Here is a 26,062-nt window from a genome sequence, read left to right on the forward strand (position 1 = left end):
ACCCGCGCACCCGCGCCCCCGCGCCCCCGCGCACCCGACCACCCCGCGCACCCGCACACCCCCGACGTCAGGACCGAGCATGCCCCGCACGAACACCGCCGCGTTCCTGCGGGCACCGCGCACCCCGTTCGAGGTCGGCCCGGCCGCCCTGCCCGAGCCGGCTCCCGACGAGGTGGTCGTCCGGGTGCGCGCCGTCGCCGTGAACCCGCTCGACTGGGTGGTGCAGGGCACCGGCCAGCTGACGTACCGCTGGCTCGCGCATCCCGCGGTGCTCGGCACGGACGTCGCGGGCGAGGTGATCGCGATTGGCTCGCACGTGACGCGGCTCGCGGTCGGTGACCGGGTCGCGGGGCTGGCGACCGGCACCGACAAGGGGCGCGACTCGACGCGGGAGGGGGCGTTCCAGCACTACACGGCGCTGCTCGAGCGGCTGACGACGGTGATCCCCGACGGGCTGTCGTTCGAGCGGGCCGCGGTGCTGCCGCTCGGGGTGTCGACCGCGGCGTGCGCGCTGTTCCAGGAGCGGCACCTGGGGCTGCGACTCCCGCCGGCATGCCGAGGAGGCGCGGCGCCGGTCGACCGCGACCCCTCACCCACCCGAGGAGGCGCGGCTCCGGTCGAGCGCGAGGTCGTCGTCGTCTGGGGCGGCTCGTCGAGCGTCGGGATGAACGCGGTGCAGCTGGCGACGGCGGCCGGATACGACGTGCTGAGCACCGCGTCGGCCATGAACGCCGAGACCGTGAAGGAGCTCGGAGCGACCCACGTCTACGACTACCGCGACCCCGAGGTGGTCGACAAGCTCGTCGCGGTGATCGCGGGTCGCACCGTCGCCGGAGCGGTCGCGATCGGCGCCGGCTCGACCGAGGCGTGCATCCGCCTGCTGGCCCGCACGGGAGGGACGCGCCTGGCGATCGCGAGCACCCCCGTGTCGCTCGCCGAGGTCGCGGCCGGCCGGCGGCTCATCCCGACGGCCCTGCCGACCTTCGCGCGCCTCGGGCTGGCGACGGCGCGATCGGCGCTGGCCGCACGCCAGGCGGGGGTGACGGCGCGATTCATCTGGGGCAGCAGCCTGCGCGACGACGACCTCGGGGAGCGGCTCTGGGGCGAGGTGCTGCCCCGCGGTCTCGCCGACGGTTCTCTGCGCCCGATGCCGGAGGCGCTGGTCACCGGAGAAGGACTCGCCGCGATCCAGGGCGCGGTCGACCGTCAGCGGGCCGGCGTCTCGGCGCAGAAGCTCGTCGTCCGCCTGTAGAGCCGGGCCGAGGAGGCGCGGGTCAGGTCGACACCGTACTCACTGCGGGGCGAAGGCGAGCCGTGAGTCCTCCCCGACGATCACGAGCTCGCCGTCCTGCACGCGGGCGTGGTCGGCGTCGACCAGGGCGGCGGTGAAGCGCGCGTTCAGGTCGTTCAGCATCGGATCGACGCACGCCTGCTCTGTCGCGGTGCCTTCGTGGAGACGCCAGGGGTCGACGCTCTCGATGTCGGCGCCGATGGTGTTGCAGATGCTGGTGACGTCGAGGCGCGTCTGGTCGATGCTCAGCGTCGCGTTCGCGCCGGTCGCATCGAGAGAGAGGTCGCCGGCGGCGTCGCGGGCCTCGACGAGGACCCACTGGCCGCGCACCTCCGCGGGAACCGACGCACAGGCGCTGAGCCCGAGCATCAGCGCCGCCGCTGCCGTGATCGCCACGACGGCGGTGGTGGCGCGCGTCCGTCGGGGCTGCGTCATGAGCCGATCGTACGAGCAGGAGCAGGTGCTGTCACCCGCGAGCTATTACGCATGCGTGCGTAACAGCCGAACAGACGACACCCTCCCCGCTCGCTCACGCCGGCCAGACGTCGGGCTCGGGCGCGCAGCGGGCGATCAGCGCGCGGATCTCGCGGTCGTGCTGCACCGCCCAGGCGACCGCCGAGTCGAGACTCCCCGCAGTGTGCAGCCAGGGGCGGCGCCCGCCGTCGTCACGACAGTGCGCGTAGACGTCGAACGCGTACCCCCCGAGCACCGGGCGCATCCTGACGAAGCCGAGCGGCGCAGCCGCACCCTGCCGGATCAACCAGAGCCCCTGCCCTCCCGGCATGGGCGGGATCGCGTACGGATGCTCGTGCGGCCGCTTCGCGAGCGCGGCGGCGGCGTTGACGAACGACGACTGGACTCCCATGCCGGCCGACCCTAGGCGAGACCTCCGACAGCGGAGACCTCGCCAGCGCTCACCCCTGGCGCGTGTTCCACCGGGGGTTCTTCTTGTTGATCACGTACACGCGGCCGCGGCGGCGCACCACCTGCGACCCCGGGATCGCCTTCAGAGCCTTGAGCGAGTTGCGGACCTTCACCGTGCCTCCTTCATCAGCGTCCCCAGCTTGTTACTGAGAACGGTTATCACTTAGCTTAGGGGCATGATTGAACCGCTGCCCACCCCTCGGCTCTCGCGACACCGGGGAGTCGTCCTCGTCGGCGGCCAGAGCCCCGCCCTCGTCGACCGCCTCGCCGACGAGCTCGCCGGCCCCGCCGGCCGACGACTCTCCACCGAGCGCGAGCGCCAGCCCGAGCCCCGACCCGACCTCGACCTCGACCTCGACCTCGACCTCAGGCCAGCACCAGGTCCCGACCCGCACACCGCCGTCGACACCGTCCACCGACTCGCACTCGACCTCGCCCACGACGGCGCCGCGGTCGACATCGTCGCCTCGGTCGAGCCCGGCACGCCGCTGCGGACCACCGGGCTGATGCTCGGCGCGCTGCTCGACGCCGATCTGGGGCTGCCCGACGGCCGGTCGCTGCTGCAGCACGTCGTCTCCGTCGTCAGCGCGGTCGACCTCGCCGAGCTGGCGCTGGGCGGTGTCGACGACCGGTTCCGCGCCGCCGAGCACGTCGTCGAACTGGTCGAGTACGCAACCGTCGTCGCCCTCGCCGACACGGACGCCGTGCCCACCGCCGACCGCCGGACGCTCGAGCGGCTGCTGGCGAGGCTCGCACCCGAGGCGGCGGTGCTGCCCGTCGACGAGGTGACCCGCGCCTCCTTGGCGACCCGAGGAGGCGCGGCTCACCTCGGCAGCGCAGCCGGCTGGATGCAGGCCCTCTCGGAGCACACCCCCGACCTCACCCACGACGGGACGATCACGACCTACGTCTACCGTGACGAGCGCCCGTTCCACCCCGAGCGCCTCGCCGCCGTCGTCGAGCGCACCTTCGCACCGGGGGCCGTGGGGACGGTGCTGCGATCGCGCGGGTTCACCCAGTTCGCCACGCGGTGCGACCGGGTCGGGTCGTGGTCGAGCATCGGGCAGATGCTGAGCCTCGACCCCACGTCGAGCCCGTCGTGGCACCCGGACTCGCCGCACGGTCAGCAGATCGCGTTCTTCGGTCTGGATCTCGACGTGGCGACGATCCGTCGTGAGCTGGACTCGTGCCTCCTGAGCGACGCCGAACTCCTGCGGGATCCGGCCGAATGGCGGGACTTCGTCGACCCGTTCCCGGTCTGGGCCGCCGGCTGAGGCCGAGGTAGGGCGAGGTCTACGGCTGAACCGGGTCGCTCCACGTGGGGAAAGGCTCATGCTCGCCCGGCACGGACTCCTCAGGGAACGGAGTCACGTCCCGCTTGCCGATCGCTAGTCGCAACTCGCCCGCGTCGTTCGTCCAGTACAGCTCGCTGTACACGACCAACGAGTACTGCCCGTTGTCACGCACCGTGTACGTCAGCCACCAGCCATCACCCGTGTCAGCGCGCACCTCGCTTTTCGTGCCGCTCTCGCGGGTGCCGTACTTCCACCCCTTCTCATCGAAGTACGAGCTCATCGGCTCGAGACCAGCGACCGCACCACTGGCACCGTCGGGCCGGAGCGATCGGCCTGCTCGGAAGTAATAGCTGTTGTCTCCATCCGCGCCGGGCAGAGGCTCACCGAACGACCCCGGGCCGCCCGCACTGGGCAGCACATCCCCGCCATTCCACCGCCACGCATCATCCGACACCTGCAGCTGCGCCTCTTCGAGCACGGACTCGATCTCCGAATACCGCTCCGCAGCCAACCCGAACTCGTCCTCCAGCGACATCCCAGCGACCTCTGCCTGCGTCAACCCCGCCGCGTCCCGTGCATCCTCGCCTGTCGACCCCGCCCCGGAGGCGCACCCCGCCACCGCGAGCACCGTCACCACTGACAGCACTACGGCTCGAAGAACACCCCCAGGTCTGATCATGAACTAAGGCTGAACCGGATCGCTCCACGAGGGGAACAGTTCGTATTCGCCCGGCACAGACTCGCGCGGAAACGGTGTCACGTCCCGCTTGCCGATCGCCAGACGCAGCTCACTCGAGTCGTTCGTCCAGAACACCTCGCTGTACACATCCACCGTGTACTGCCCGTTGGGCCTCACCGTGTACATGACCCACCACCCGTCACCGGTGTCCGCCCTGGCCTCGTAGTTTCGGCCGATCTTCATGCTGCCCGACTCCCAGCCCTTCTCGTCGAAGTACTGGATCATCGGATCGAGATCGGCACGCTCGCCCGTCGTCCCCTTCAGTTTGACGTTTCGGCTGGTACGGACGTAGTAGCTGTTGTCCTCGTTGGCACCCTCAGGCGCCTCACCGTACGCATTGGCCCCACCCATGACCGGGAGCACATCACCACCGATCCAGACCCACGAGCCGTCTGAGATCTGTAGCTGCGCCTCCTCGAGCAGGCCCTGCATCTTGACGTACCGCTCCGATGCCAACCCGAACTCGTCCTCCAGCGACATCCCGGCGACCTCCGCCTGCGTCAACCCCGCCACGTCGGGAGGCTCGCCGCCGAAAGCGGCCCCCGCCCCGGAGGCGCACCCCGCCACCGCGAACATTGTCACCACCGACAGCACCACCGCTCGAAGAACACCCCCACGCATCACCATGTTCTACGGCTGCACCGGATCGGTCCACGACGGGAACGGCTCGAAGACACCAGGGACAGATTCCTCTGGGAACGGCGTCACATCCCGCTTGCCGATCGCCAGACGCAGCTCACTCGAGTCGTTCGTCCAGAACACCTCGCTGTCGATCGCCAACGAGTACTGCTCGTTCGGACGCACGGTGTAAGAGAGCCACCAACCTTCACCGGTGTCGGCCCTCGTCTCGTATTCGCCGGCGACCTCGCGACTCCCCGACTTCCAGCCCTTCTCGTCGAAGTACTCGATCATCGGGTCAAGATCGCTTCGGGCACCCGTGGCACCTTGCGGCTCCAGGATCCGCCCTGCTCTGAACAGGTAGCTATTCGACTCGTCCGCGCCCGGTAGGGGCTCGCCCGAGGCATCCGGCCCTCCAGTGACCGGCAAGACTTCACCGCCGTTCCACTGCCACGCACCGTCTGACACCTGGACCTGCGCCTCCTCGAGCACAGACTGCATCTCTGCATAGCGTTCGGAAGCAAGAGCGAACTCGTCCTCGAGCGACAGCCCGGCGACCTCTGCCTGCGTCAACCCCGCCGCGTCCCGTGCATCCTCGCCTGCCGCCCCCGCCCCGGAGGCGCACCCCGCCACCGCGAGCACCGTCACCACAGACAGCACCACCGCTCGAAGAACACCCCCAGATCGCAGCATGATCTACGGCTGAACCGGGTCGCTCCACGACGGGAACGGCGAGTACTCACCCGGCACGGACTCCTGCGGGAAATCGGCCGGATCACGATCGGCGATCGCCGAGAACAACGCACGCGAGTCGTTCGTCCAGAACGGCTCGCTGTACACGGCGAGGGAGTACTGGCCGTTCGGACGAACCGTATAGGTGACCCACCACCCGTCACCGCTGTCGGCTCTCGCCTCGAAATTGCGGCCGATCTCGCGGCTACCCGACTCCCAGCCCTTCTCGTCGAAATACGCGATCATCGGATCGAGATCCGCCCGCTCACCCTCGGCACCCTCCGGCTCGAGAATCCTCCCCGCTGTGAAGAAGTACGAGTTGTCATCGTCCGCACCAGGCAGCGGCTCACCGAACGCGTCGGCCCCCGCTGCGACAGGAAGCACATCGCCACCGTTCCAGAACCACGAGCCGTCCGAGATCTGGAGTTGCGCCTCCTCGAGCACACCCTGCATCTCGACGTAGCGCTCCGAGGCCAACCCGAACTCGTCCTCCAGCGTCATCTCGGCCACCTCCGACTGAGTCATCCCCGCGGCATCCCGAACGTCCTGTCCCGACACGTCATCTCCATTCCCTGCGCTCGCGGCGCATCCTGTCATCGCGATCACCAAGAGCGTCGACACCACAGCGGCGACGCGATGATGCAGGCTCGGTCTCATGGCTCGATTCATCAGTCCGGTCTTCCGTTGGCTACGATCTGCGAGATAGTCATGAGGGATGTCGAATCGGCAGCAAGGTATCCCGTCTGGTCGGACTCGGAGTCCGTCCACATGTTGTGCTGGGTGACGGCTTCGGTCCCCGGTCCGCCCTCAGATGAGAATTGCTGCACCCCTGGAACCTCCGATGGATCAGTCCGGCTGTTCTGCCCGAGCCACAGCCCGAATGGGGCGAGGCCGTCACCGGCGGCGAGCGTGGAGAATACTCCGTCAGCATTCAGCTCTTCGACCGTAGCCTTATCCGTCAGACCCACAGAACCGTAAGAGATGAACGAATCAACCGGGTTCTGCGTGAGCAAGAGGGCCTCTGAGGTCGTCGTCGAACCATAAGAGTGAGCCATGACGGTCACAGAATCCGGTGCGTTGCCGGCCCTGCTGTCGTGCACACCGTCTAAGAACGAGGCCAGCTCAGAAGCGCCGGATGACGCCCTGGCGGAGAACGCCACTTCGCCCTTGTTTGGGGAGTTGTAGCCGAACCACGAAACGACGGCGTAAGACTCGTGCCTGTTCTCGTCGAAGGCGGCTGTGATCAATTGCTCTGAGGCCTTGACCGAACTCGACAGGCCAGCGGCATCGGAGTCCATTCCCGGCACATTGACTGTCACATTCGACGCCGTCTCGACGTTCCCCAACGAGATCGCAGCCACGAGGGCCCCGTCATGTTCACCGAATCCGACGAGTTGCGCCACCTTATCGACCTGTTCCCCCGGGAGGTACCGTGCCCGTTCATCCGCGTCGTCCAAGGCATCGCTGAGCGCCTTCACCTGCTCCTCGAAGGCCGGGAGCCCCTGGTTTCTGTCCCCATCGAAGCCCATCAGCTGATAGACCCGCTCCGGATCCTCGACAGCGGCGTCCAGCACGGCTCTCGCCGCTATGTCGCGCTTCGACGCGGGCACGCCGTCGAGGTTCGCGAACAGATATTGGGTCGCCAGCGGCAACCCGGAGATGTAGTCGTCGGTCTGCGGCAGCTGCGCATAAGCCTCCGCCACCTCCGCCGGCGTGAGGCCCGGCTGCAGCAGCTTCGTGAGCGCGGGCGAGGCGGACGTGACCGCCACCGAGTCGAGGCTGAGGTCCGGAAGCGAACCGCCCCCCGCCTCCTCGAACGCCGCCGCGATTCCGTCGAGCCACGTCGAGTCCGCCGCGTTCTCGGTCATCAGCACGTCAAGACTCGATATCGCCGTCGACGAGTCGATCGGCACCCACGAACACGCTGATGTGAAGCCGGCCCAAGCGTTCTTCATCTGGATCACGTGCTGCGCCGAGCTCAGGTCCGACGCTCGGCCCGCGGCAGCGAAAGTCCGAAGGAGATCGGGATCGGCCGACGACGTCCCGCCCGAGGAACCGCCACTCGTCCGGTTGCGCACTCGAGCACTGAACGACGCCGCGATCGGCTTCGGTTTGACCGCCGCATCGCTGGGGCGAGGGTCCGTCAGGGAGGTGGCGAAAGCCGACGCCCCCTGCAGGAGGTCCCCCGAAGCGCGCTGCTCTTCACGCGCGGCCTCCCGCGTGGCCCAGCTGGCGACGTCGCGCAAGCGCTGGCGCTCCCTCTCGGCCTCCTGCTTGGCCGTCCCCACGGCACCGCTCAGATCCGACATCACACCGGCGAGTTTCTGCGTGTCTTCGGATCGCACGGTGCTGGCCTCAGTGAACAGCGTCGCGTAGGCGCCCGCGAAGTCGAGCACCACCGACTCGACCTGCACCCTGTTGGCCATCGCCTGCGTGCGCAGGTCGCTCGACGCCCCGTCCGCCGCAGCGATCAACGCATCGGCCGCGCCATCGTCGAACTCGATCGTCGTCATGCCCACCACACCCCCGTGTGAACCCACTTGTCTGTGCCCCTGAAGGTACACCCCGTCCGCCCGCGTCCCCCGCGCCTCCTGCGACACCCCGTTTTCGGCGCCACACCCCCATCTATCGGGGTGCAGCGCCGAAAACGGGGTGCAGTGCGAGCCGAGGAGGCGCGGCGCGGCTCAGCGGGCGGCGAGCGCCTCGACCGGGGTCACCGAGGTCGCCCGGCGAGCCGGCACGAGCGCCGCCACCCCGGCCAGCACCGCTGCCGTCAGCGCCAGCCCGACGAGCAGCGGCACGGGCAGCGTCGGCGCGATGAGCATCCCCTGGTTGGCGGCCCCGAGCAGCGACTGCGCCCCGGCCCAGCCGTAGACGGTGCCGAGCACGACCCCGACGACGATCGCCGTGACGGCCATCTGCGCCGCCTCGAGCAGGATCATCCCGCGGATCTGGCCCACCGTCGACCCGACGGCGCGCAGCAGCCCCAGCTCGCGCCGCCGCTGCAGCACGCTGAGCGACATGTCGTTCACCATGCCGACCGCGGCGATCACGGCCGAGAAGCCGACGAGGCCCGCCATGACGAGCAGCGTCGTCGTGAACATGGTGTCGAGCTCGGCCGCGTAGGCAGGGTCCTGCTCGATGCTGCCGATGAAGCTGCGGAGCGTCTCGAGCGCCACCGACATCGTCGTCACCAGGGTCACGCCGATCACGATGCCGATCGTCGCCCGGGTGCTGCGCTCGGGCTGACGCACGGCGTTCTCGGCGGCCAGGCGCGCCACCTGACCCGAGCCGAACAGGCGGCCGACCGCGGCGAGCCCGGCGGGCATCACCGTGTGGGCGCCGACGACGACACCCGAGAAGGAGAGGACCCCGCCGGCGAAGGCGACGAGCACGCCGGCCTCGTTCGCGAGCCCCATGAGCACCCCGGCGAGCAGCAGCACGCCGCCCCCGACGACGAGCAGCGCCGCCAGCACCGTGCGGAGCACCCGGCGGGGGCGCGAGCCGACCGGCTCCTCCTGCACGACGCCCGTGGCCTGCAGCGGAGTGACCTGCAGCACGCGACGCGAGCCGATCCAGGCGGCGGCGACCGTGGTCGCGACGACGGCGACGGCCGGCACGAGCCCGCCGATCGAGACGTACGAGTAGTCGAGGTCGGGCAGGGTGCCGCGGGCCACCAGCACGCCGACGGCGACGACGACCAGCAGGGTGCCGACGACGACGCCGATCAGCGCACCGGCGACGCCGACGACGAGCCCCTCGCGGGCGACGACCCGACGCTGGTCTCGGGCCGACGAGCCGAGCAGGCGCATCAGGGCGATCGTCGGCGTGCGACCGGCGACCACCGTGGTGAAGGTGTTGGCCGTCACGATCGCGCCGACGTAGAGGGCCAGCCCGACGAAGACCGACGCGACGAGGTCGAGCATCGTCGACACGGTGCCGCTGGCCGCGACCGCCGGGTCGGACGCGATCAGCTGCTCGAAGACGTGCGACACCGAGAGCAGCGCGACGCCGAACGTGGTGCCGAGCGCGGCGACGAGCACGCTGGGGCGGTGCTCGAGCAGCTGGTCGCGGAGGGCGGAGCGGGCTCCGGTACGGGCTCCGGTGGGCGCAGAGCCGCGGGCACCGGCGCGGTCGACCGTCGCGGCGCTCACGCGGCACGCTCCAGCTCGAGCATGACCTGCGAGATCTCGGCCGGCGTGCTGGCGCCGACCTCGTGCACGATGCGTCCGTCGGCGAGGAACACCACGCGGTCGGCGTAGCTCGCCGCGACGGGGTCGTGGGTGACCATGGCGATGCTCTGGCCGTGGTCGCGCGAGGCGGTGCGCAGCACCTCGAGCACGTCGCGGCCGGCCTTCGAGTCGAGGTTGCCCGTGGGCTCGTCGGCGAAGATCAGGTCGGGCCGGGTGGCGAGCGCGCGGGCGATCGCGACGCGCTGCTGCTGTCCGCCCGAGAGCTGGTGCGGTCGGTGCGTCAGACGCGAGTCGAGGCCGAGGGTGCCGACGAGCCAGTCGATCCAGGCGCGCTCCTCGACGGAGGCGCGGCGGCCGTCGAGCCGGAACGGCAGCTCGATGTTGGCCGACACGTCGAGCGTGGGCACGAGGTTGAACGCCTGGAAGACGAAGCCGATCCGGCGGCGGCGCAGCAGCGTCAGCTGGGTGTCGTCGAGGCGCGTGATGTCGGTGTCGCCGAGCATCACCCGGCCCGAGGTCGCCTGGTCGAGCCCGGCGGTGATGTGCATGAGCGTCGACTTGCCCGATCCGCTCGGGCCCATCACGGCGGTGAACTGCCCGGCGCGGAGGTCGAGCGACACGTCTCGCACAGCGTCGACGCGGCCGTCGCCGAGGCCGAACGACTTCGTGACGTTCTCGACGCGGGCGACGGGCGCCGCGCCTCCTCGGCTCGTGGGGGTGGCGGGGTGGGCTGCGGGGTGGGTCATGAGGGGGGTCCTGTCGGAGAGAGGGGTCGAGGAGGCGCGGGTCGGCACCGGCGCGGAGGCGCGGGTCGGCGGCGCGGAGGCGCGGGTCAGCGACGCAGCGTGCTGCCGCCGTCGTCGCCGGGCACGGCCTCGGCGGTGGTCCAGCTGGCCCAGCGGTCGTCGACGGAGGCGGTCACGCGACCGTCGCCGCACGACACGAGACCGGTCGTCGGGAGGGGCTGCGGCAGCGTCTCGGTCGGCATGGCCGGTCCGCCGAGATCGCCGTCGACGGGCTCGCAGGCGTCGAGGTCGACACCCTCCGCCGAGGTGAACGACAGCTCGTAACCGGGCTGCTCGGTGTCGAGGCGCACGTCGATGTCGCGGGCGTCGGCGGGCACCCAGTCGGGCATGAACCAGGCGACGTCGTCGGAGGTGCGCGAGCTCGGAGCGTCGGCGTAGGCGTCGTAGTGGCGCTGCTGCACCTGCTCGCTGCCGAGGGCCTCCTCGGCGGCGCTGACCATCGACGAGCAGCCGGTCAGGGCGGCGATGCCGGCGACCCCGAGGGCGGCGAGCGCCCCGGCGCGCAGACGGCGGCGGGTGGTGGTGGGCGTGGTGGTGGCGGCGTGATCTTCCATGCCTACGATCCTCGCGACGCGTGCCGCGCGGCCCTATGACGCCCGCACCCAGACCCGCGCGGGGGTTATCCCCCTGGCTGCTCGCGGCGCGGCCGCCGCCGCTGTACCGAAGAACCGCGTTCGCGAAGATGAACTGCGATACATCGCGGTTCATCTTCGCGAACGCGGTTCATGGCGCGGCGAGGAGCAGCAGGAGGTCAGGCCAGGGGCGCGACCTCGACCCCGACGAGGCGGGGGTCGGTCAGGGCGACCGGGTGCACGTCGCCGGTGAGCAGGAGGCGCGCCTCCGTCTCGCGGGCGTCGCACGACGGGCCCACCCACAGCTCGACGTCGCCGGGCTCGACGACCCGTCGGCCGTGCCGGTCGGTGAACGCCAGACGGGTGGTGGGCACGTCGAACTCGACCCGCGCCTCCTGATTCGGTTCGAGCGTCACCCGGGCGTATCCGAGCAGCTGCGCGACCGGCCTCGTGACCGAGCCGATCACGTCGCGGGCGTAGAGCTGCACGAGGTCGGTGCCGCGCCGGTCGCCCGTGTTGGCGACGCGCACCGAGGCGGTGAACGAGCCTCCGGCGGCCACTTCCACGGCCGAGCCGGCCGAACCCGACGAACCGGCCGAGCCGGCCGAACCCGCCGAGCCGGCCGAGCCGACCACCAGGTCGGTCCGCTCCCACGTCGTGTACGACAGCCCGTGGCCGAACGGCAGCACCGGGGTGCTGTCGGCGCTCGTCACCTCGGAGGGGCCGCCGAGCACGGGGTGCAGGTACGAGAACGGCTGGGCTCCGGCCGAACGGGGCAGCGACACGGGCAGGTGACCCGAGGGCTCCACGCTCCCGGTGAGGACGCCCGCGACGGCGGCGCCGCCCTCCTCCCCCGGGAAGAACGCCTGCACGACGGCCGCCGGCGCCCCCGCGCCTCCGACCGCCCACCCGATCGCATAGGGCCGCCCCGACAGCACGACCATCACCACGGGCGTGCCGGTGGCGACGACCGCCTCCACCAGGTCACGCTGCACCCCCGGCAGCTCGAGGCTCTCGACGTCGTTGCCCTCGCCGACGGTGCCGCGACCGAACAGGCCGGCGCGGTCGCCGACCACCACGATCGCCACCTCGGCGTCGCGGGCGGCGGCCACGGCCTCGTCGATGCGCGACCGGTCGTCGCCCTCGACGTCGCAGCCCGCCACGACCGTGACGTCGGCGCCCGGCAGCTCGAGCCGCAGCGCGTCGGCTACGGTCGGCAGCTCGATGCCGAGCGGCACACCGGGGTGGTGCGCCAGCACGTGGTTGACGAACGAGTAGCAGCCCATCAGGGCCTCGGCGCTGTCGCCGTTCGGCCCGAGCACCGCGACCGAGGCCGGGCCAGCCCCAGCACCAGCACACGCACCCGCACCAGCACCCGCACCCACCAGCGGCAGCACCCCGTCGTTCGTCAGCACCACGACCGACTCGTCCGCCAGTCGCCGTGCGACGACGCGGTGCTCGCCCGAGTCGAGGTCGAACGCGGTGGGCGGCGGCGTCTCGAAGGTCTCGTCGAGCAGGCCGAGCTCCTCCTTCTGCGCGAGCACGCGCAGCACGGCACGATCGACCAGCGCCTCGTCGACCAGCCCGGCGCGCACCCGCTCGGCCAGCGGCTCGAGGTACGCGTCGCCGGTCGGCAGCTCGACGTCGATGCCGGCCTCGAGGGCCAGCGCGGCGGCCTCGCCCCGGTCGGCGGCGACCGCGTGCATCACCTGGAGGAACGCCACCGAGAAGTAGTCCGACACGACGACGCCGTCGAACCCCCACCGGCGGCGCAGCAGATCGGTCAGATACGACGGGGTCCCGGCGACGGGCACCCCGTCGATCTCCGCGTACGAGTTCATCACCGAGCGGACCCCGCCGTCGAGCACGGCCATCTCGAACGGCGGCAGCAGGACGTCCTCGACGAACCTCGGCCCGATCTGCGCCGGTGCGTGGTTGCGCCCCGCCGCCGACGCCGAGTACCCGACGAAGTGCTTCAGCGTCGCATGCACCCCCGCGTTCTGCAGTCCCCTCACATACGCGGTGCCGATGGTGCCCACCACGTACGGGTCCTCGGCGATGCACTCGTCCACCCGCCCCCAGCGCGGGTCGCGGATCACGTCGAGCACGGGTGCGAGCCCCTGGTGCACGCCGAGCTCGCGCATCGACCCGCCGATCAGCTCGGCCATCCGCTCGACCAGCTCGGGGTCGAACGAGGCGCCCCAGGCGAGCGGCGTCGGGAAGGTCGCGGCCTGCCAGGCGGCGAGCCCGGTCAGGCACTCCTCGTGCACGAGGGCCGGGATGCCGAGACGGGTCTCGTCGCGCAGGCGACGCTGTTCGCGCCACAACCAGGAGGCGCGCTCGACGGGGTCGACCGGTCGCGTCCCGTAGACCCGCGTCAGGTGCCCGAGCCCGTGCCGGGTGGCCGCCTCGTAGTCGCCCGAGGTGGCCATCTCGCCCTGCATCGGCGCCACGTTCTCGGCCCCCTGGTCGACCCACCAGCCGACCAGCTGCGCGAGCTTCTCGTCGAGGGTCATGTCGGCGAGCAGAGCGGAGACCCGGCCGGAGGCACGGGGTTCGCCCCGCAGGAGGGTCGCCTCGGCCGTATCGGTCGCGATGGACTGCGGTCGCTGGGCGGTGTCGGTCATGTCGGCTCGCGCCTCCTGGTCTGAGGGGTTCTGCACCGTCTCGGTGACGGTGTCGGCGGCGGTCATCCCTTGACCGCCCCGGTGAGTCCGCCGACGATGCGGCGCTCGAAGAGGCTGAAGAAGATCAGCGCGGGCAGCATCGACAGCGCCGTGAAGGCGAGCACCCGGGCGGTGTCGACCGAGTACTGCGACGAGAACGCCTGCACGCCGAGCGGCAGGGTGAACGTCGACGGGTCGTTGAGGATGAACAGCGGCAGCAGATACGAGTTCCACGCTCCGATGAACGCCAGGATGCCCACGGTGATCACGCCGGGCAGCGACAGGCGCACGACCATGCGGAAGAAGAAGCCGAGGCGGCTGCAGCCGTCGATGAACGCGGCCTCCTCGATCTCGTCGGGGATCGCGCGGAGGAACGGCACGAGGATGATGATCGTCGTCGGCAGGGCGAAAGCGATCTGCGGCAGGATGACGCCGGCCAGCGAGTTCGTCAGCCCCAGGTCGCGGATGACGAGGTACAGCGGCGTGATCGCGACGGTCATCGGGAACATCAGCCCGGCGGCGAACATCGCGTAGAGCACACCGCGACCGGCGAAGCGGTAGCGGGCGAGCACGTAGCTCGCGGCGAGACCGAGCGCGACGGTGCCGATGGTGGTCGCCCCGGCCGAGATCAGCGAGTTGCCGACCTGCCGCCAGAACGTGCCCTCGGTCAGCACGTCGAGGTAGTTGCCGATCTGCCACGGGCTCGGGAACCCCGACGGGTCGGTCGTGATCTGCGCGTTCGTGCGGAACCCGCCGAGCACGATGAACGCGACGGGCGCGAGCATCGCCACGATGACGACCAGGGCGACCACGTACGCGACGCCGCGTCCGGGATCGGCGATCCCGCGCCTCCTGCGCTTCGGCGGTCGGTCGTCGGTGGAGGCGGACCCGCGGCCCCGAGGAGGCGCGGTGAGGGTCGAGGCGGTCATCGTTCTTCTCCTGCGGTGGTGGCGGAGGTCGTCACGGCGCCGGCCGTGTCGCGACGCAGCACGTAGCGCTGGTAGACGAGGGCGACGACGAGCGAGATGAGGAACAGCACGACCGCGACGGCGTTGCCGTAGCCGTAGCTGCCCGAGGTGCGGCCGTTCGCGACCATGTAGGTGGCCATCGTCGAGGTGCCGGCGGTGGCCGCGATGTACTGACCCCAGATGATGTAGACGAGGTCGAACAGCTGCAGCGAGCCGATGATCGACAGGAACGCCCAGATGCGCAGCGTCGGTCCGAGCAGCGGCAGCGTGATGCGGCGCTGGATCTGCCACCAGCTCGCGCCGTCGATGGCCGCGGCCTCGCTGAGCTCCTCGGGGACGCCCTGCAGACCGGCGAGGAACAGGATGACGGCGAAGCCGACGTACTTCCAGGTGATGATGACGAGCAGGGTCCAGATGGCGATGCTCGGGTCGGCGAGCCAGTCCTGCGCGAGCGAGCCGAGGCCGATCTTCGTCAGCATGTCGTTGACGGCGCCGCTGCCCTGGAGCATGAGGCTCCAGCCGGTGCCGACGACGACCTCGCTGATGACGTAGGGCACGAAGATCAGCACGCGGATCAGCGACTGACCGCGCAGCTTCCGGTTCAGCAGCAGCGCCAGACCGATCGCGACCGGGCCCTGCAGCACGAGCGAGAGCACCACGATGGTCGCGTTGTGGCGGAGGGCGTCGAGGAACGCGACGTCCTGGAAGATCGTCAGGTAGTTGCGGAACCCGACGAAGTCGGTCGGCGCCCCGAAGCCCGACCAGCTGAAGAAGCCGTAGTAGGCGGCCATGACGATCGGGAACACCACGAACGCCAGGAACACCACGAGGGCGGGTCCGACGAGCAGGGCGATCTCGAGACCCCGGGCGCCACGCCCCTTCCGGGACACGGCCCGGGAGGCCGCCGGGGGCGATGCGAGCGCATCGCCCCCGGCGGTGGCGTGAGCCCGCGAGGGTGCGGCGGGCCGCACGGAGGGTTCGCGGAGACTCACGATGCGACCCCTACGCCTTCTTGGCGGCGGCGTCGACGGCCTCGACGAACTGCTCGGGCGTGCCGTCGCCCGAGAGCAGGTCGACCACGGCGACGTTCATCGCGTTGCCGACGTTCAGGCCGTAGACGGTGTCGAGCCACTGCGACACGAACGGGGCGTCGTTGTAGGCGGCCAGGACGTCCTGCAGGTAGGGCTCGGTGACCGACTCCTGAGCGACCGTGTTGACCGGAGGCGCGTTGAAGGCCTTGTAGTAGGCCGTCTGCACGTCGGGGGTCGCCAGGTAGTTGAGGAAGTCGACGCACGAGTCGGGAGCATCGGTCGAGCACGAGTACCCGTCGACGCCGCCCATGATGGCGCCGGTCTCGCCGTCGCCGCCCTCGACCTCGGGGAACGGGAACCAGCCCAGGTCGGGCAGCGGCTTCTCGTCGGGGGTCAACGAGGCGATGACGCCGGGGTTCCAGGCGCCCATCAGCTCCATGCCGGCCTGCTTGTTGGCGATGAGGCCGGCCGAGCTGCCGGCGCCCTGCTGGGCGGCCGTGGTGAGGAAGCCCTCGTTGAACGGCTCGGTGTCACGGAAGTCGGCGAGATCCTGGGCGGCGTCGACCCAGCACTGGTCGCTGAAGTCGCGGTCGGTCGCGGCCTGCTCGAGCACGTCGCTGCTGCAGGCGCGCAGGGCGAAGAAGAAGTACCAGTGCGCGGCGGGCCAGGCGTCCTTGCCGCCGAGCGCGACGGGCTGCACGTCGGCGTCCTTCAGCTTCGAGACCGCGTCGTCGAGCTCGTCGATCGTGGTCGGCGCCGCGTCGATGCCGGCCTCGGAGAAGAGATCCTGGCTGTACCAGAAGCCCCCGGGCAGCACGGCGACGGGCATCGAGTAGACCTTGCCGTCGACCGAGCCGGCGCCGAAGGTGCCCTCGCTGATGTCGGCCCGGGCGTCGTCCGAGATGCTGTCGCTGATGTCCTTCACCTGGCCGGCCTCGACCATCGCCGAGAGCTTGCCGCCGCCGCGCTGGAGGAACACGTCGGGCGCGTCGCCCGAGTTCAGGGCGGTCTGCAGCTTGCTGTCGAAGTCCTCGTTCTGCACGGTCTGGACATCGATCGTCACGTCGGGGTTGGCCTCCTCGAAGTCGGCCGCGGCCTTCACCCAGAAGTCCTGCCCGGGGCCGGTGGTCGAGTTCTGCCAGAGGGTGAGCGAGCCGTCGTCGTCTCCCCCGCCTCCTCCGGTGCTGCAGCCGGTCAGCAGTCCCGCTCCGATCAGCAGGGCCGCAGACCCGGCCAGGAGCCGTCGAGATGTGGTCATGGTTCCACCTTTTCCTCTTCGTTGAGCGGCCGTGGTCGGCCGAGCGCGCCGTGCTCCGATGCGCGGCGTCGCCTCAGTGTCGAAAACGGCTGCGCAGGTGTCAAACGTTTTCGAAAACCATTTCGACGTGACTAGGATTCGGCTCGTGATGACGAGTCGGGTGACCATCCACGACGTGGCGAAGGCCGCCGGCGTCTCGACGGCGACCGTGTCGAAGGCCGTCAACGGGCGGTACGGGGTCTCGCCCCAGGCGATCGAGCGCGTCATGGCCGCGGTCGACGAGCTCGGCTACGAGTCGAGCCTCGTCGCGAGCAGCATGCGCGCCCGGCGCACCGGGGTGATCGGCGTGCTCGTCGCCGACTTCGAGCCGTTCAGCTCGGAGGTGCTCAAGGGCGTCGGCGCGGCCGTCCGCTCGCGCGGCTCGGAGTACGACCTGCTCGCCTACAGCGGCGCCCACCACGGCGAGAACAGCGGGTGGGAGCGCCGGTCGCTCAGCCGGTTGAGCGGCACGCTGATCGACGGGGCCATCCTCGTGACGCCGTCGGTGCTGACCACGACCGTGAGCATCCCGGTCGTGGCCGTCGACCCGCACACCGGTCGCACCGACCTGCCCTCCGTCGAGGCCGACAGCCGAGGCGGGGCCCTGCTCGCCGTCGAGCACCTGCTGGCGCTCGGACACAGCCGCATCGGGTTCCTGTCGGGGCGCCCCGACCTGCGCTCGGCGTCGCTGCGCGAGGCCGGCTACGTGCAGGCGCTGCGGGCGGCGGGCATCACTCGCGACCCCTGCCTGACCCGGCACGGCGACTTCGAGCTGACGACGGCGCGGCAGGCCGCCCGCTCGCTGCTGACCCAGGCCGACCGGCCGACCGCCGTGTTCGCGACGAACGACCTGTCGGCGATCGCGCTGCTGCGCACGGCGCTCGAGCTCGGACTGCGCGTGCCCGACGACCTCAGCATCGTCGGCTTCGACGACATCCCCGAGGCGTCGCGCGAGTCCCCGCCGCTGACCACCGTGCAGCAGCCGATGCAGCGGCTCGGGAGCGCCGCGGCGGGCATGCTCTTCACGATGCTCGAGGGTGGTGCGCCGACGACGCCCGAGGTGCAGCTGCCGACGCGCCTGGTCGTGCGCGGCACGACCGCCCCGCCGGCCGCTGCGCGCGGCGCCTGACGCCGCACCGGCCACGCGCCGCACCGGCCACGCGCAGCGCCTCCCGCGCGCAGCGCCTGCTGCCGGCGAACCATGAACCGCGTTCGCGAAGATGAACCGCGTTCTATCGCGGTTCATCTTCGCGAACGCGGTTCATCGCTGGGCGGGACGTCGGCGGGAGGCGCGGGCGAGAGGCGGGAGGCGCGCCAGGCGGGAGGCCGGCGCGGGCCGGGGGCACGCGGGCAGGAGGCACCGGCAGGAGGCGCGGTGCCGGCCTCGCGGGCCGCACCGGCTACGATCCACGAAGGGCACCCGGGTGCCCGGACGACGTCGTCCTCTCCTTCGAGCGACGCGTGAGGCGTGACGAGGCGAGGTGCAGGCCGTGGCGGCGACGAGAGACGATGTGGCGCGGCTCGCCGGGGTGTCGGCCAGCACCGTCTCGTACGCGATCAGCGGCCGCCGCACGATCTCGGCCAGCACGCGCCAGCGGGTCGAGCAGGCCATGGCCGACCTCAGCTACACGCCAAACGCGTTCGCCCGCGGGCTCGCCGGGTCGCGCGGCGGGATCCTCGCGCTGCACTACCCGTACAGCCGTCGGGGCGTGACGTCGTCGGAGTTCGAGTACGTCGCCGCGGCCACCGATCGGGCGCGCGAACGCGGCTACCACCTCCTCCTCTGGTCGCATCCGATCAACGACGTCGACGGGCTCGGCAGCCTCGTCAGCGAGGGGCTCGTCGACGGGGTCATCCTGATGGAGCTGACGGCGAGCGACGCGCGGGTCGCGGTGCTGACCGACTCGGGCGTGCCGTTCAGCAACATCGGCCGACCCGACGACGCCGACGGGCTGTGGTTCGTCGACGCCGACTACGAGTCGCTCGGGCGGATGGCCGTCGACCATCTGGCCGATCTCGGGCACGAGCGGGTGTTCTTCCTCAGTCAGATCATCGCGTCGCCCGAGCGGGGCTCGGGTCCGCTCGACCGCGCGACCAGCGCCCTGCAGCGACCCGCCGCCGAGCGCGGGCTGCGACTCGAGACGCATCTCGCCGAGAACTCCGTGCCCGGCGGTCGCGCGGCGTTCGAGGTGTTCGACGGGCTGCCGAGTCGACCGACGGCCGTGCTCGCGTTCAACGAGACGGCCCTCGCCGGCTTCGTGCAGTCGGCCGCCGCGGCCGGGCGGTCGATCCCCCGCGACATCAGCGTCGTCGCCCTCAGCATCGGCGACCTCGCGGCGGAGATGACGTCGCCCCCGCTGACGACGGTCAGCCCGCCCGGCATCCGGATCGCGGCGGCCGCCGTCGACGACCTCGTCGACCGCATCGAGGGGCGTCGGCACGATGCGCCACACGTGTTGATCGCGCCCCGCCTGACGGTGCGAGGCAGCTCCGCACCCGTTACGAGCCCGTGACCTGAGCGACCCTCGATGCGGTTGCGCGCCTCCTGAGGCTGTGTGAAGATCGTCGTCGACGCGCGTCGACGACGACGTGTCGCGGAGACCGGCTGACAGCACGACCGGTCGCCTGTCTTGCACTCAATGAGGAGAAACCAATGCGAGCATCCCTGCACCGTCGGATCACAGGCCCTCTGGCCATCCTGGCGGCATCCAGCTTCCTGATGGTCGGCTGCTCCGGCACCGCCGACCCCAACGACCCGAACGCGGGCGGCGGCGGTGGCGCCGAGGTCGGCACGGCCGACGGCGTCGTCAACATCTACGGCACCATCAACGGCGACGAGGCGACCCTGCTCGAAGAGAGCTGGGCCGACTGGGAGGCCGAGAACGACATCGAGATCAAGTACACGGGCGACAAGGAGTTCGAGAAGCAGATCGGCATCAAGGTCCAGGGCGGCGACACCCCCGACCTCGCGATCTTCCCGCAGCCCGGTCTGCTCGCCGACACCGTCTCGTCCGGCAAGGTGCAGGAGCTCCCTGAAGAGGCTCTCGCCAACGTCAAGGACGGCTGGTCCGAAGACTGGCAGAAGTACGGTCAGGTCGACGGCACCCAGTACGGCGCCCCCCTGATGGCCAGCGTCAAGGGCTACGTCTGGTACTCGCCCGCCAAGTTCGAGGAGTGGGGCGTCGAGGTCCCCAAGACCTACGACGAGCTCGTCGAGGTCTCGAAGACCATCCAGGAGAAGAGCGGCGAGGCGCCCTGGTGCGCCGGCTTCAACTCGGGTGAGGCGTCCGGCTGGCCGGGCACCGACTGGATCGAGGACCTCGTGCTGCGCGAGGCCGGCCCCGACGCCTACGACTCGTGGGTCTCGGGCGACACCGAGTTCACCGACCCCGACATCAAGGCCGCGTTCGACTCGGTCGGCACCATCCTGCAAGACCCGTCGATGGTCAACGCCGGCTACGGCGACGTCAAGTCGATCAACTCGACCGCGTTCGGCGACGTCGCGACCAACGTCGCGAACGGCAGCTGCGCGCTGACCCACCAGGCCTCGTTCTTCGAGGGCTTCCTGACCGCGGCGAACAACGCCGACGGCCAGCCCGCCACGGTCGCTGAAGACGGCGACGTGTGGGCGTTCCTCACCCCGCCGATGGAAGAGGGCGACCCCGCCGCCGTCACCGGTGGTGGCGAGTTCGTCGCCGCGTTCTCGAACGACGACGACACCGCCAAGGTGCAGGCGTACCTCGCCAGCGCCGACTGGGCCAACAGCCGGGTCTCCCTCGGTGGAGTCATCTCGGCCAACCAGGGCCTCGACCCCGAGAACGCCGGCAGCGACCTGCTGAAGAGCGCCGTCGAGATCCTGCAGGGCACCGACACCACCTTCCGCTTCGACGGCTCCGACCTGATGCCCAAGTCGGTCGGCTCGGACTCGTTCTGGAAGGGCATGGTCGACTGGATCGACGGCTCGGACACCGAGACGGTGCTCGAAGAGATCCAGGCCGGCTACACCTCCTAGTCGCCCGACAGTCAGGGGTCGCCGCTCGTCGGCGGCCCCTGACCCGTACCCTCACCCGTACCCGAAAGGACAGCGATGTCCAGTTTCTTCCAGTGGCTGGCGGGGATCCCGCCGCTCGCTCAGATCCCCCTGATCCTGCTCGCCTTCACGGCCCTGGTCGGCATCGTGCTGGTCTTCGTCGAATTCGCGCCCCGTCGCGGCCGGCTGTACACGATCCTCCGCCTCGCCGTCTGCGTGCTCGTACCCGTCGGGGTGCTGTTCGCCTTCGGCCTCTACAACTCGGTCATGTGGGTCGCCGTCATCGCCGCCGTCCTCGGCGGCGGGCTGTTCCTGCTCGACTACCGCTCGAAGCGCGGCGCCGGCTACTCGCTGCAGCTCATCGGGTTCATGGCCCCCGCGGTCTTCTTCCTGATCATCGGTCTGATCTACCCGACCATCACGACCGCCGGTCAGGCGTTCATGAAGAACGACGGGTCGGGCTTCGCCGGCATCGACAACTTCATCTGGGTCTTCACCAGCCCCGACGGTCTGACCGCCTTCGGCAACACGCTGATCTGGGTGCTGCTGGCCCCGATCACCGCGACCGCGATCGGTCTCGCCTACGCCGTCTTCATCGACAAGAGCCGCGGCGAGAAGTTCCTCAAGCTGCTGGTCTTCATGCCGATGGCGATCTCGTTCGTCGGCGCGTCGATCATCTTCAAGTTCTTCTACGACATCCGTCAGGGCGAGCAGATCGGTCTGCTGAACGGCATCCTCGTCGCGTTCGGCGGGCAGCCGGTCGACTGGCTCGGATTCGAGCCGTGGAACACCCTGCTGCTCGTGATCGTGCTCATCTGGACCCAGGCCGGCTTCGCCATGACGGTGCTCTCGGCCGCGATCAAGGGCGTGCCCGCCGAGCAGCTCGAGGCCGCGTCGCTCGACGGGACCAACGGGTTCCAGGCCTTCCGCCACATCACCGTCCCGGGCATCCGGACGACGATCATCGTCGTGCTCACGACGATCTCGATCGCGTCGCTGAAGGTCTACGACATCGTCTCGGCCATGACCGGCGGTCGCAACGACACGACCATCCTCGCGTTCGAGATGGTGCGGCAGTTCCAGCTCGGCAGCCGCACCGGTTACAGCTCGGCACTCGCCGTGATCCTGTTCATCCTCGTGCTGCCGATCGTCATCTACAACGCCCGTCAGATCCAGAAGCAGAGGGAGATCCGATGACCGCCACCCCCACCCCGGTCGGTGTCGCCGTCACCCCGGGCACCGAGAGTCAGCTGAAGCGCGGCGTCGCGAAGATCGAGAGCTCGAGCGGCAAGCTGAAGAAGGGCACGACCAGCCGGGGCGCCACCATCGCCGCGCTGATCATCGCCGTGATCTGGACCCTGCCCACCGCCGGTCTGTTCATCTCGTCGTTCCGCCCCGCGAACGACATCAAGACCACCGGCTGGTGGACGGTCTTCGCGAACCCCGGCTTCACGCTCGACAACTACGTCAACGCGCTGAACTCGGGCGACAGCCTCACCCTCGGCAAGGCGTTCCTCAACTCGCTGGTCATCACGCTGCCCGCGGCGCTGATCCCGATCACGATCGCGAGCCTCGCGGCCTACGCCTTCGCCTGGATCGACTTCAAGGGTCGCAACACGATGTTCGTCCTGGTCTTCGCCCTGCAGATCGTGCCGATCCAGATGGCGCTCGTGCCGCTGCTGCGTCTGTTCTCGGATGGTCTGCAGATCGGCGGGCTGTACATCCTGCCGGGGCTCGGGGTGAACGGGCTCGACGGCTCGTTCGCCAAGGTGTGGATCGCGCACACGATCTTCGCCCTGCCGCTGGCGATCTTCATGCTGCACAACTTCATCAGCGAGATCCCGGCCGAGGTCATCGAGGCCGCGCGCATGGACGGCGCGGGGCACGGGCAGGTGTTCTTCCGCATCGTGCTGCCGCTGTCGATGCCGGCCATCGCCTCCTTCGGCATCTTCCAGTTCCTGTGGGTGTGGAACGACCTGCTCGTGGCGACGGTGTTCACCTCGGGGCAGGGGTTGCCGATCACGAAGGCGCTGCAAGACCTCTCGGGGTCGTACGGCCAGTCGTGGGAGCTGCTGACCGCCGGCGCGTTCATCTCGATCATCGTGCCGCTGATCGTGTTCTTCGCGCTGCAGCGCTTCTTCGTGCGCGGGCTGCTGGCCGGGGCGACGAAGGGCTGACCGGCTGCGGGAGCCGAGGAGGCGCGGGTCGGCCGACCCGCGCCTCCTGCGTTCCAGGGGCGCGCACCATGAACCGCGTTCGCGAAGATGAGCTGCGATATGTCGCGGTTCATCTTCGCGAACGCGGTTCTTCGCGTGGGGAGGGTGCGGGGGCGCGGCGGGTGCGGGGGGGCGGGGCGGGGCGGGGCGGGGGAGCCTAGGAGGCGCGGGGCGCGGGAGCAGGCGCACTCGAGCCCGCGACGTGCAACACGCAGGGCAGCAGCACCTGCGTCAGCTCGGCACCAGCACCGGCACCGGCACCGGCACCGGCACCGGCAGCACCTGCACCGGCACCGGCACCGGCACCGGCACCGAGCCGCGCGACGAGCGCCTCGACCGCCAGCCGCGCCATCTCGGCTCCCGGCGCGTCGAGCGTCGTCATCGTGGGCTCGGTCGCGGCGCCGGCCGCCCGTGACGACGCCAGCAGCACCACCGAGACGTCGCGCGGCACCTCGCGCCCGGTCGCCGCGAGGCCGCTCTGCAGCCCGCCGGTCGCGTCGTCCTTCAGCATCAGCACCCCGGTGACGTCCGGCAGCGCCTCGACGAGATCGTGGGCGGCCTGCCGACCGCCGGCGGCCGACTGCCCGCTCGTGACGATCGCCGAGCGGAGTCCGCGGCGGGCCGTCGATGCTCGGAACGCGTCCTCCGTGCGGGCGGTGGGTCCGTACCCGACGATCGGGGTCCCCGCGAAGTCCTCGACCACGAGGCCGATGCTGCGGTGCCCGAGCGACTGGAGATGATCGAGGGCCTGTTCCACCGCCTCCTCGAAGTCCATGTCGACGTAGGGCACCCGGTCGTTCTGCGACGTGCGCCCCATCGAGACGAACGGCAGATCGAGCTCGAGCAGCGCCTCGACGCGCGAGTCGTGCAGCTGCACCTCCATCACGAGGACGCCGTCGAACAGCCGCCCCGACACGAGCTCGCGCACGTCGTCGTCGGTCGTGCCGGTGGGCCAGAGCACGAGGTGGTAGCCGAGCTCGGAGGCGCGGGTGGCGGCGCTCATGAACATGTGGAGGGCGATCCCGCCGAGACGCTGCTCGAGCGCCGGGAACAGCAGGGCGATGATGCGCGTCCGCTTGCTGGCCAGGGCCCGCGCGACGACGTTGTTCGTGTAGCCGAGCTCGCCCATGGCCTCGGTGACCCGTCGGTGCACCCCCGCCGACACGTTGCGCGACCCGTTCACGACGAACGACACCGTCGCGATCGACACCCCCGCCCGTGCGGCCACCTCTCGCATGGTCGCCACGACTCTCCTTCGCTCGACACCAGGCTAGTGCGGCGGACCCGCAGCGCAGACATCGGACGAATCCGTGTTAACCGCTTTACACGTAAAGCGGTTAACTGCTAGCTTCCCTGCAACGGAGCAGCGACGTCGCACTCCGCCTCTCGGGTCGACCCCCGCGTGGCCGACGTCGCCGGCCGCCCACCAGTCACCGAGAGAGAGCTGAGCAATGAAGCCCGCATCGATCCGCACCAGAACCCTCACCGCGACGGCCCTCGTCGCCGTCGTCCCCCTCGTCCTCGCCGGGTGCACCGGAGGCGGAGGCGCGTCCTCCGGAGGGTCGGTCGACAAGATCACCGTCGTCGACTACTACGGCGAGAACGACGAGAAGGTCATCACGACGTTCCTCGACCAGTGCGGCACCGAGAACGGCGTCGAGATCGAGCGCACCATGGTGCCCGGCGGGTCGCTCATCCAGCGGGTGCTGCAGCAGGCGTCGTCGCGCACCCTGCCCGACGTGCTGATGCTCGACAACCCCGACCTCGCGCAGATCGCCGAGACGGGCGCCCTCACCCCGCTGTCGCAGTTCGGGCTCGACGCCGACGGCTACGCCGAGGGCGTCGTGCAGTCGGGCACCTACGACGGCGAGCTCTACGGCCTCGCGCCGACCGTCAACACGATCGCGCTGTTCTACAACAAGAAGGCCCTGGCCGACGCCGGGGTCGAGCCGCCCACCACGTGGGACGAGCTCGAGACCGCCGCCGCGACCCTCACCTCGGGCGACCGGTACGGCATGGCCGTCGACGCCAACGCGACCTACGAGGGCACCTGGCAGTTCCTGCCCTTCATGTGGTCGAACGGCGGCGACGAGAAGGACATCGCGACGCCCGAGACCGCCGAGGCGCTCCAGCTCTGGACGGACCTCGTCGCCGACGGCTCCATGTCGAAGAGCGTCGTCAACTGGACCCAGGCCGACGTGAACGACCAGTTCATGGCCGGCAAGACGGCGATGATGGTGAACGGCCCGTGGCAGCTGCCCGCCCTGAACGCCCAGACCGCGGTCGAGTACGGCGTGACGACGATCCCGGTGAGAGACCCCTCCGACACCGCGGTCGCCCCGCTCGGCGGCGAGGTGTGGACGGTGCCGCAGACCGGTGACGAGGCCCGTCAGGCCGTCGCCGCGAAGGTCGTCGAGTGCATGAACTCCGACGAGAACCAGCTCGCCATGGCCGAGCAGCGCAACACGATCCCCTCGAAGACGAGCGTCGCGGACACCTACGCCGAGCAGCAGCCCGAGCAGGAGGCGTTCGTCACCCTGGTCGCGGGCGCCCGGTCGCGCACGGCGGAGCTCGGTGCCGACTGGCCCGCCGCCGCCACGGCCATCTACACCGCCGTGCAGGCCGCGCTGACCGGCCAGGCCTCACCCGCCGAGGCCCTCGACGACGCGCAGCCGAGCGAGTGA

The 26,062-nt window shown here is 70.4% G+C and carries 24 protein-coding genes; 8 read left to right on the top strand and 16 right to left on the bottom strand.

The features are described from left to right. The first annotated feature begins 79 nt into the window (after positions 1–79). Positions 80–1,252, top strand: a complete 1,173-nt coding sequence (locus ACZZY9_RS08370) for a zinc-binding alcohol dehydrogenase family protein (protein ID WP_463463751.1) — start codon at positions 80–82, stop codon at positions 1,250–1,252. Between the two features lie 39 nt (positions 1,253–1,291). On the opposite strand, the gene ACZZY9_RS08375 is transcribed toward ACZZY9_RS08370, so the two are convergent. The 3 genes from ACZZY9_RS08375 to ykgO form a co-directional block, all read right to left on the bottom strand. Then, the gene (locus ACZZY9_RS08375; RefSeq protein ID WP_463463752.1) at positions 1,292–1,726 is read right to left on the bottom strand and encodes an META domain-containing protein; all 435 of its coding nucleotides are present in this window, start codon (positions 1,724–1,726) and stop codon (positions 1,292–1,294) included. Positions 1,727–1,820: 94 nt separating this feature from the next. Beyond that, positions 1,821–2,156 (bottom strand): hypothetical protein, encoded by a 336-nt coding sequence (locus tag ACZZY9_RS08380; protein WP_192061269.1) that lies wholly within the window; start codon positions 2,154–2,156, stop codon positions 1,821–1,823. Between the two features lie 49 nt (positions 2,157–2,205). Further along, entirely contained in the window at positions 2,206–2,328 is a 123-nt protein-coding gene (ykgO, locus tag ACZZY9_RS08385; RefSeq protein WP_192061268.1) for a type B 50S ribosomal protein L36, read from the bottom strand. Positions 2,329–2,391: 63 nt separating this feature from the next. Here ykgO and ACZZY9_RS08390 point away from each other — a divergent pair, with 63 nt between their 5' ends. Continuing rightward, positions 2,392–3,489 (top strand): GTP-binding protein, encoded by a 1,098-nt coding sequence (locus ACZZY9_RS08390; protein WP_463463753.1) that lies wholly within the window; start codon positions 2,392–2,394, stop codon positions 3,487–3,489. A 19-nt stretch (positions 3,490–3,508) separates the two neighbouring features. Here the strand turns inward: ACZZY9_RS08390 and ACZZY9_RS08395 are convergent, their stop codons facing one another. The 12 genes from ACZZY9_RS08395 to ACZZY9_RS08450 form a co-directional block, all read right to left on the bottom strand. After that, positions 3,509–4,189, bottom strand: a complete 681-nt coding sequence (locus ACZZY9_RS08395) for a hypothetical protein (protein WP_463463754.1) — start codon at positions 4,187–4,189, stop codon at positions 3,509–3,511. A 3-nt stretch (positions 4,190–4,192) separates the two neighbouring features. After that, on the bottom strand, positions 4,193–4,834 hold the full coding sequence (locus ACZZY9_RS08400) for a hypothetical protein (protein WP_463463755.1): 642 nt from the start codon (positions 4,832–4,834) through the stop codon (positions 4,193–4,195). A gap of 45 nt (positions 4,835–4,879) precedes the next feature. Continuing rightward, positions 4,880–5,518, bottom strand: a complete 639-nt coding sequence (locus tag ACZZY9_RS08405) for a hypothetical protein (protein WP_463463756.1) — start codon at positions 5,516–5,518, stop codon at positions 4,880–4,882. 45 nt (positions 5,519–5,563) lie between these two features. Continuing rightward, entirely contained in the window at positions 5,564–6,256 is a 693-nt protein-coding gene (locus tag ACZZY9_RS08410) for a hypothetical protein (RefSeq protein WP_463463757.1), read from the bottom strand. Between the two features lie 11 nt (positions 6,257–6,267). Further along, the gene (locus ACZZY9_RS08415; RefSeq protein WP_463463758.1) at positions 6,268–8,112 is read right to left on the bottom strand and encodes an alpha/beta hydrolase; all 1,845 of its coding nucleotides are present in this window, start codon (positions 8,110–8,112) and stop codon (positions 6,268–6,270) included. A gap of 171 nt (positions 8,113–8,283) precedes the next feature. Continuing rightward, a complete protein-coding gene (locus ACZZY9_RS08420; protein ID WP_463463759.1) occupies positions 8,284–9,753 on the bottom strand; it encodes an ABC transporter permease in 1,470 nt (489 codons plus the stop codon). Beyond that, positions 9,750–10,538, bottom strand: a complete 789-nt coding sequence (locus ACZZY9_RS08425; protein ID WP_463463760.1) for an ABC transporter ATP-binding protein — start codon at positions 10,536–10,538, stop codon at positions 9,750–9,752. The genes ACZZY9_RS08420 and ACZZY9_RS08425 overlap by 4 nt, the downstream gene beginning before the upstream one ends. A gap of 86 nt (positions 10,539–10,624) precedes the next feature. Beyond that, complete coding sequence (locus ACZZY9_RS08430) at positions 10,625–11,152, bottom strand: hypothetical protein (protein WP_463463761.1); 528 nt, start codon at positions 11,150–11,152, stop codon at positions 10,625–10,627. A 197-nt stretch (positions 11,153–11,349) separates the two neighbouring features. Beyond that, complete coding sequence (locus ACZZY9_RS08435) at positions 11,350–13,863, bottom strand: beta-xylosidase/alpha-l-arabinosidase (RefSeq protein ID WP_463463762.1); 2,514 nt, start codon at positions 13,861–13,863, stop codon at positions 11,350–11,352. After that, positions 13,860–14,765 (bottom strand): carbohydrate ABC transporter permease, encoded by a 906-nt coding sequence (locus tag ACZZY9_RS08440; RefSeq protein WP_463463763.1) that lies wholly within the window; start codon positions 14,763–14,765, stop codon positions 13,860–13,862. The genes ACZZY9_RS08435 and ACZZY9_RS08440 overlap by 4 nt, the downstream gene beginning before the upstream one ends. Beyond that, entirely contained in the window at positions 14,762–15,796 is a 1,035-nt protein-coding gene (locus ACZZY9_RS08445; protein WP_192061258.1) for a carbohydrate ABC transporter permease, read from the bottom strand. Before ACZZY9_RS08445 ends, ACZZY9_RS08440 begins: the two co-directional genes overlap by 4 nt. 10 nt (positions 15,797–15,806) lie before the next feature. Beyond that, positions 15,807–17,093 carry an ABC transporter substrate-binding protein gene (locus ACZZY9_RS08450; RefSeq protein WP_463463764.1) on the bottom strand — a complete coding sequence of 429 codons (1,287 nt, stop codon included), beginning with the start codon at positions 17,091–17,093 and terminating at the stop codon, positions 15,807–15,809. Positions 17,094–17,241: 148 nt separating this feature from the next. On the opposite strand from ACZZY9_RS08450, the gene ACZZY9_RS08455 reads away from it, so the two are divergent. From ACZZY9_RS08455 to ACZZY9_RS08475, 5 genes are all read left to right on the top strand, one after another. Further along, the gene (locus ACZZY9_RS08455) at positions 17,242–18,261 is read left to right on the top strand and encodes a LacI family DNA-binding transcriptional regulator (protein ID WP_463464658.1); all 1,020 of its coding nucleotides are present in this window, start codon (positions 17,242–17,244) and stop codon (positions 18,259–18,261) included. Between the two features lie 361 nt (positions 18,262–18,622). Continuing rightward, a complete protein-coding gene (locus ACZZY9_RS08460; protein ID WP_463463765.1) occupies positions 18,623–19,645 on the top strand; it encodes a LacI family DNA-binding transcriptional regulator in 1,023 nt (340 codons plus the stop codon). Between the two features lie 140 nt (positions 19,646–19,785). Continuing rightward, positions 19,786–21,144, top strand: coding sequence for an ABC transporter substrate-binding protein (locus ACZZY9_RS08465; protein WP_463463766.1), 1,359 nt, complete (start codon positions 19,786–19,788; stop codon positions 21,142–21,144). Between the two features lie 75 nt (positions 21,145–21,219). Continuing rightward, on the top strand, positions 21,220–22,359 hold the full coding sequence (locus tag ACZZY9_RS08470) for a carbohydrate ABC transporter permease (protein WP_192061254.1): 1,140 nt from the start codon (positions 21,220–21,222) through the stop codon (positions 22,357–22,359). Further along, a complete protein-coding gene (locus ACZZY9_RS08475) occupies positions 22,356–23,339 on the top strand; it encodes a carbohydrate ABC transporter permease (protein WP_463463767.1) in 984 nt (327 codons plus the stop codon). The genes ACZZY9_RS08470 and ACZZY9_RS08475 overlap by 4 nt, the downstream gene beginning before the upstream one ends. Positions 23,340–23,535: 196 nt before the next feature. On the opposite strand, the gene ACZZY9_RS08480 is transcribed toward ACZZY9_RS08475, so the two are convergent. Further along, positions 23,536–24,615: a LacI family DNA-binding transcriptional regulator gene (locus ACZZY9_RS08480; RefSeq protein WP_463464659.1), complete on the bottom strand. Its 1,080-nt coding sequence runs from the start codon at positions 24,613–24,615 to the stop codon at positions 23,536–23,538. A 214-nt stretch (positions 24,616–24,829) separates the two neighbouring features. Between ACZZY9_RS08480 and ACZZY9_RS08485 the strand changes: the two genes are divergently transcribed. Further along, positions 24,830–26,062: a sugar ABC transporter substrate-binding protein gene (locus ACZZY9_RS08485; protein ID WP_463463768.1), complete on the top strand. Its 1,233-nt coding sequence runs from the start codon at positions 24,830–24,832 to the stop codon at positions 26,060–26,062.

Source organism: Frigoribacterium sp. AC394, from assembly GCF_979258095.1.

What these genes read in the sequence shown, in the direction of transcription:
- ACZZY9_RS08390 (WP_463463753.1), top strand. Translation starts at nt 2,392, where the DNA reads ATGATTGAACCGCTGCCCACCCCTCGGCTCTCGCGACACCGGGGAGTC.
- ACZZY9_RS08455 (WP_463464658.1), top strand. Translation starts at nt 17,242, where the DNA reads ATGACGAGTCGGGTGACCATCCACGACGTGGCGAAGGCCGCCGGCGTC.
- ACZZY9_RS08375 (WP_463463752.1), bottom strand. Translation starts at nt 1,726, where the DNA reads ATGACGCAGCCCCGACGGACGCGCGCCACCACCGCCGTCGTGGCGATC.
- ACZZY9_RS08440 (WP_463463763.1), bottom strand. Translation starts at nt 14,765, where the DNA reads ATGACCGCCTCGACCCTCACCGCGCCTCCTCGGGGCCGCGGGTCCGCC.
- ACZZY9_RS08415 (WP_463463758.1), bottom strand. Translation starts at nt 8,112, where the DNA reads ATGACGACGATCGAGTTCGACGATGGCGCGGCCGATGCGTTGATCGCT.
- ACZZY9_RS08470 (WP_192061254.1), top strand. Translation starts at nt 21,220, where the DNA reads ATGTCCAGTTTCTTCCAGTGGCTGGCGGGGATCCCGCCGCTCGCTCAG.
- ACZZY9_RS08395 (WP_463463754.1), bottom strand. Translation starts at nt 4,189, where the DNA reads ATGATCAGACCTGGGGGTGTTCTTCGAGCCGTAGTGCTGTCAGTGGTG.
- ACZZY9_RS08450 (WP_463463764.1), bottom strand. Translation starts at nt 17,093, where the DNA reads ATGACCACATCTCGACGGCTCCTGGCCGGGTCTGCGGCCCTGCTGATC.
- ACZZY9_RS08430 (WP_463463761.1), bottom strand. Translation starts at nt 11,152, where the DNA reads ATGGAAGATCACGCCGCCACCACCACGCCCACCACCACCCGCCGCCGT.
- ACZZY9_RS08465 (WP_463463766.1), top strand. Translation starts at nt 19,786, where the DNA reads ATGCGAGCATCCCTGCACCGTCGGATCACAGGCCCTCTGGCCATCCTG.
- ACZZY9_RS08480 (WP_463464659.1), bottom strand. Translation starts at nt 24,615, where the DNA reads ATGCGAGAGGTGGCCGCACGGGCGGGGGTGTCGATCGCGACGGTGTCG.
- ACZZY9_RS08425 (WP_463463760.1), bottom strand. Translation starts at nt 10,538, where the DNA reads ATGACCCACCCCGCAGCCCACCCCGCCACCCCCACGAGCCGAGGAGGC.
- ACZZY9_RS08475 (WP_463463767.1), top strand. Translation starts at nt 22,356, where the DNA reads ATGACCGCCACCCCCACCCCGGTCGGTGTCGCCGTCACCCCGGGCACC.
- ACZZY9_RS08485 (WP_463463768.1), top strand. Translation starts at nt 24,830, where the DNA reads ATGAAGCCCGCATCGATCCGCACCAGAACCCTCACCGCGACGGCCCTC.
- ACZZY9_RS08435 (WP_463463762.1), bottom strand. Translation starts at nt 13,863, where the DNA reads ATGACCGCCGCCGACACCGTCACCGAGACGGTGCAGAACCCCTCAGAC.
- ACZZY9_RS08380 (WP_192061269.1), bottom strand. Translation starts at nt 2,156, where the DNA reads ATGGGAGTCCAGTCGTCGTTCGTCAACGCCGCCGCCGCGCTCGCGAAG.
- ACZZY9_RS08370 (WP_463463751.1), top strand. Translation starts at nt 80, where the DNA reads ATGCCCCGCACGAACACCGCCGCGTTCCTGCGGGCACCGCGCACCCCG.
- ACZZY9_RS08410 (WP_463463757.1), bottom strand. Translation starts at nt 6,256, where the DNA reads ATGAGACCGAGCCTGCATCATCGCGTCGCCGCTGTGGTGTCGACGCTC.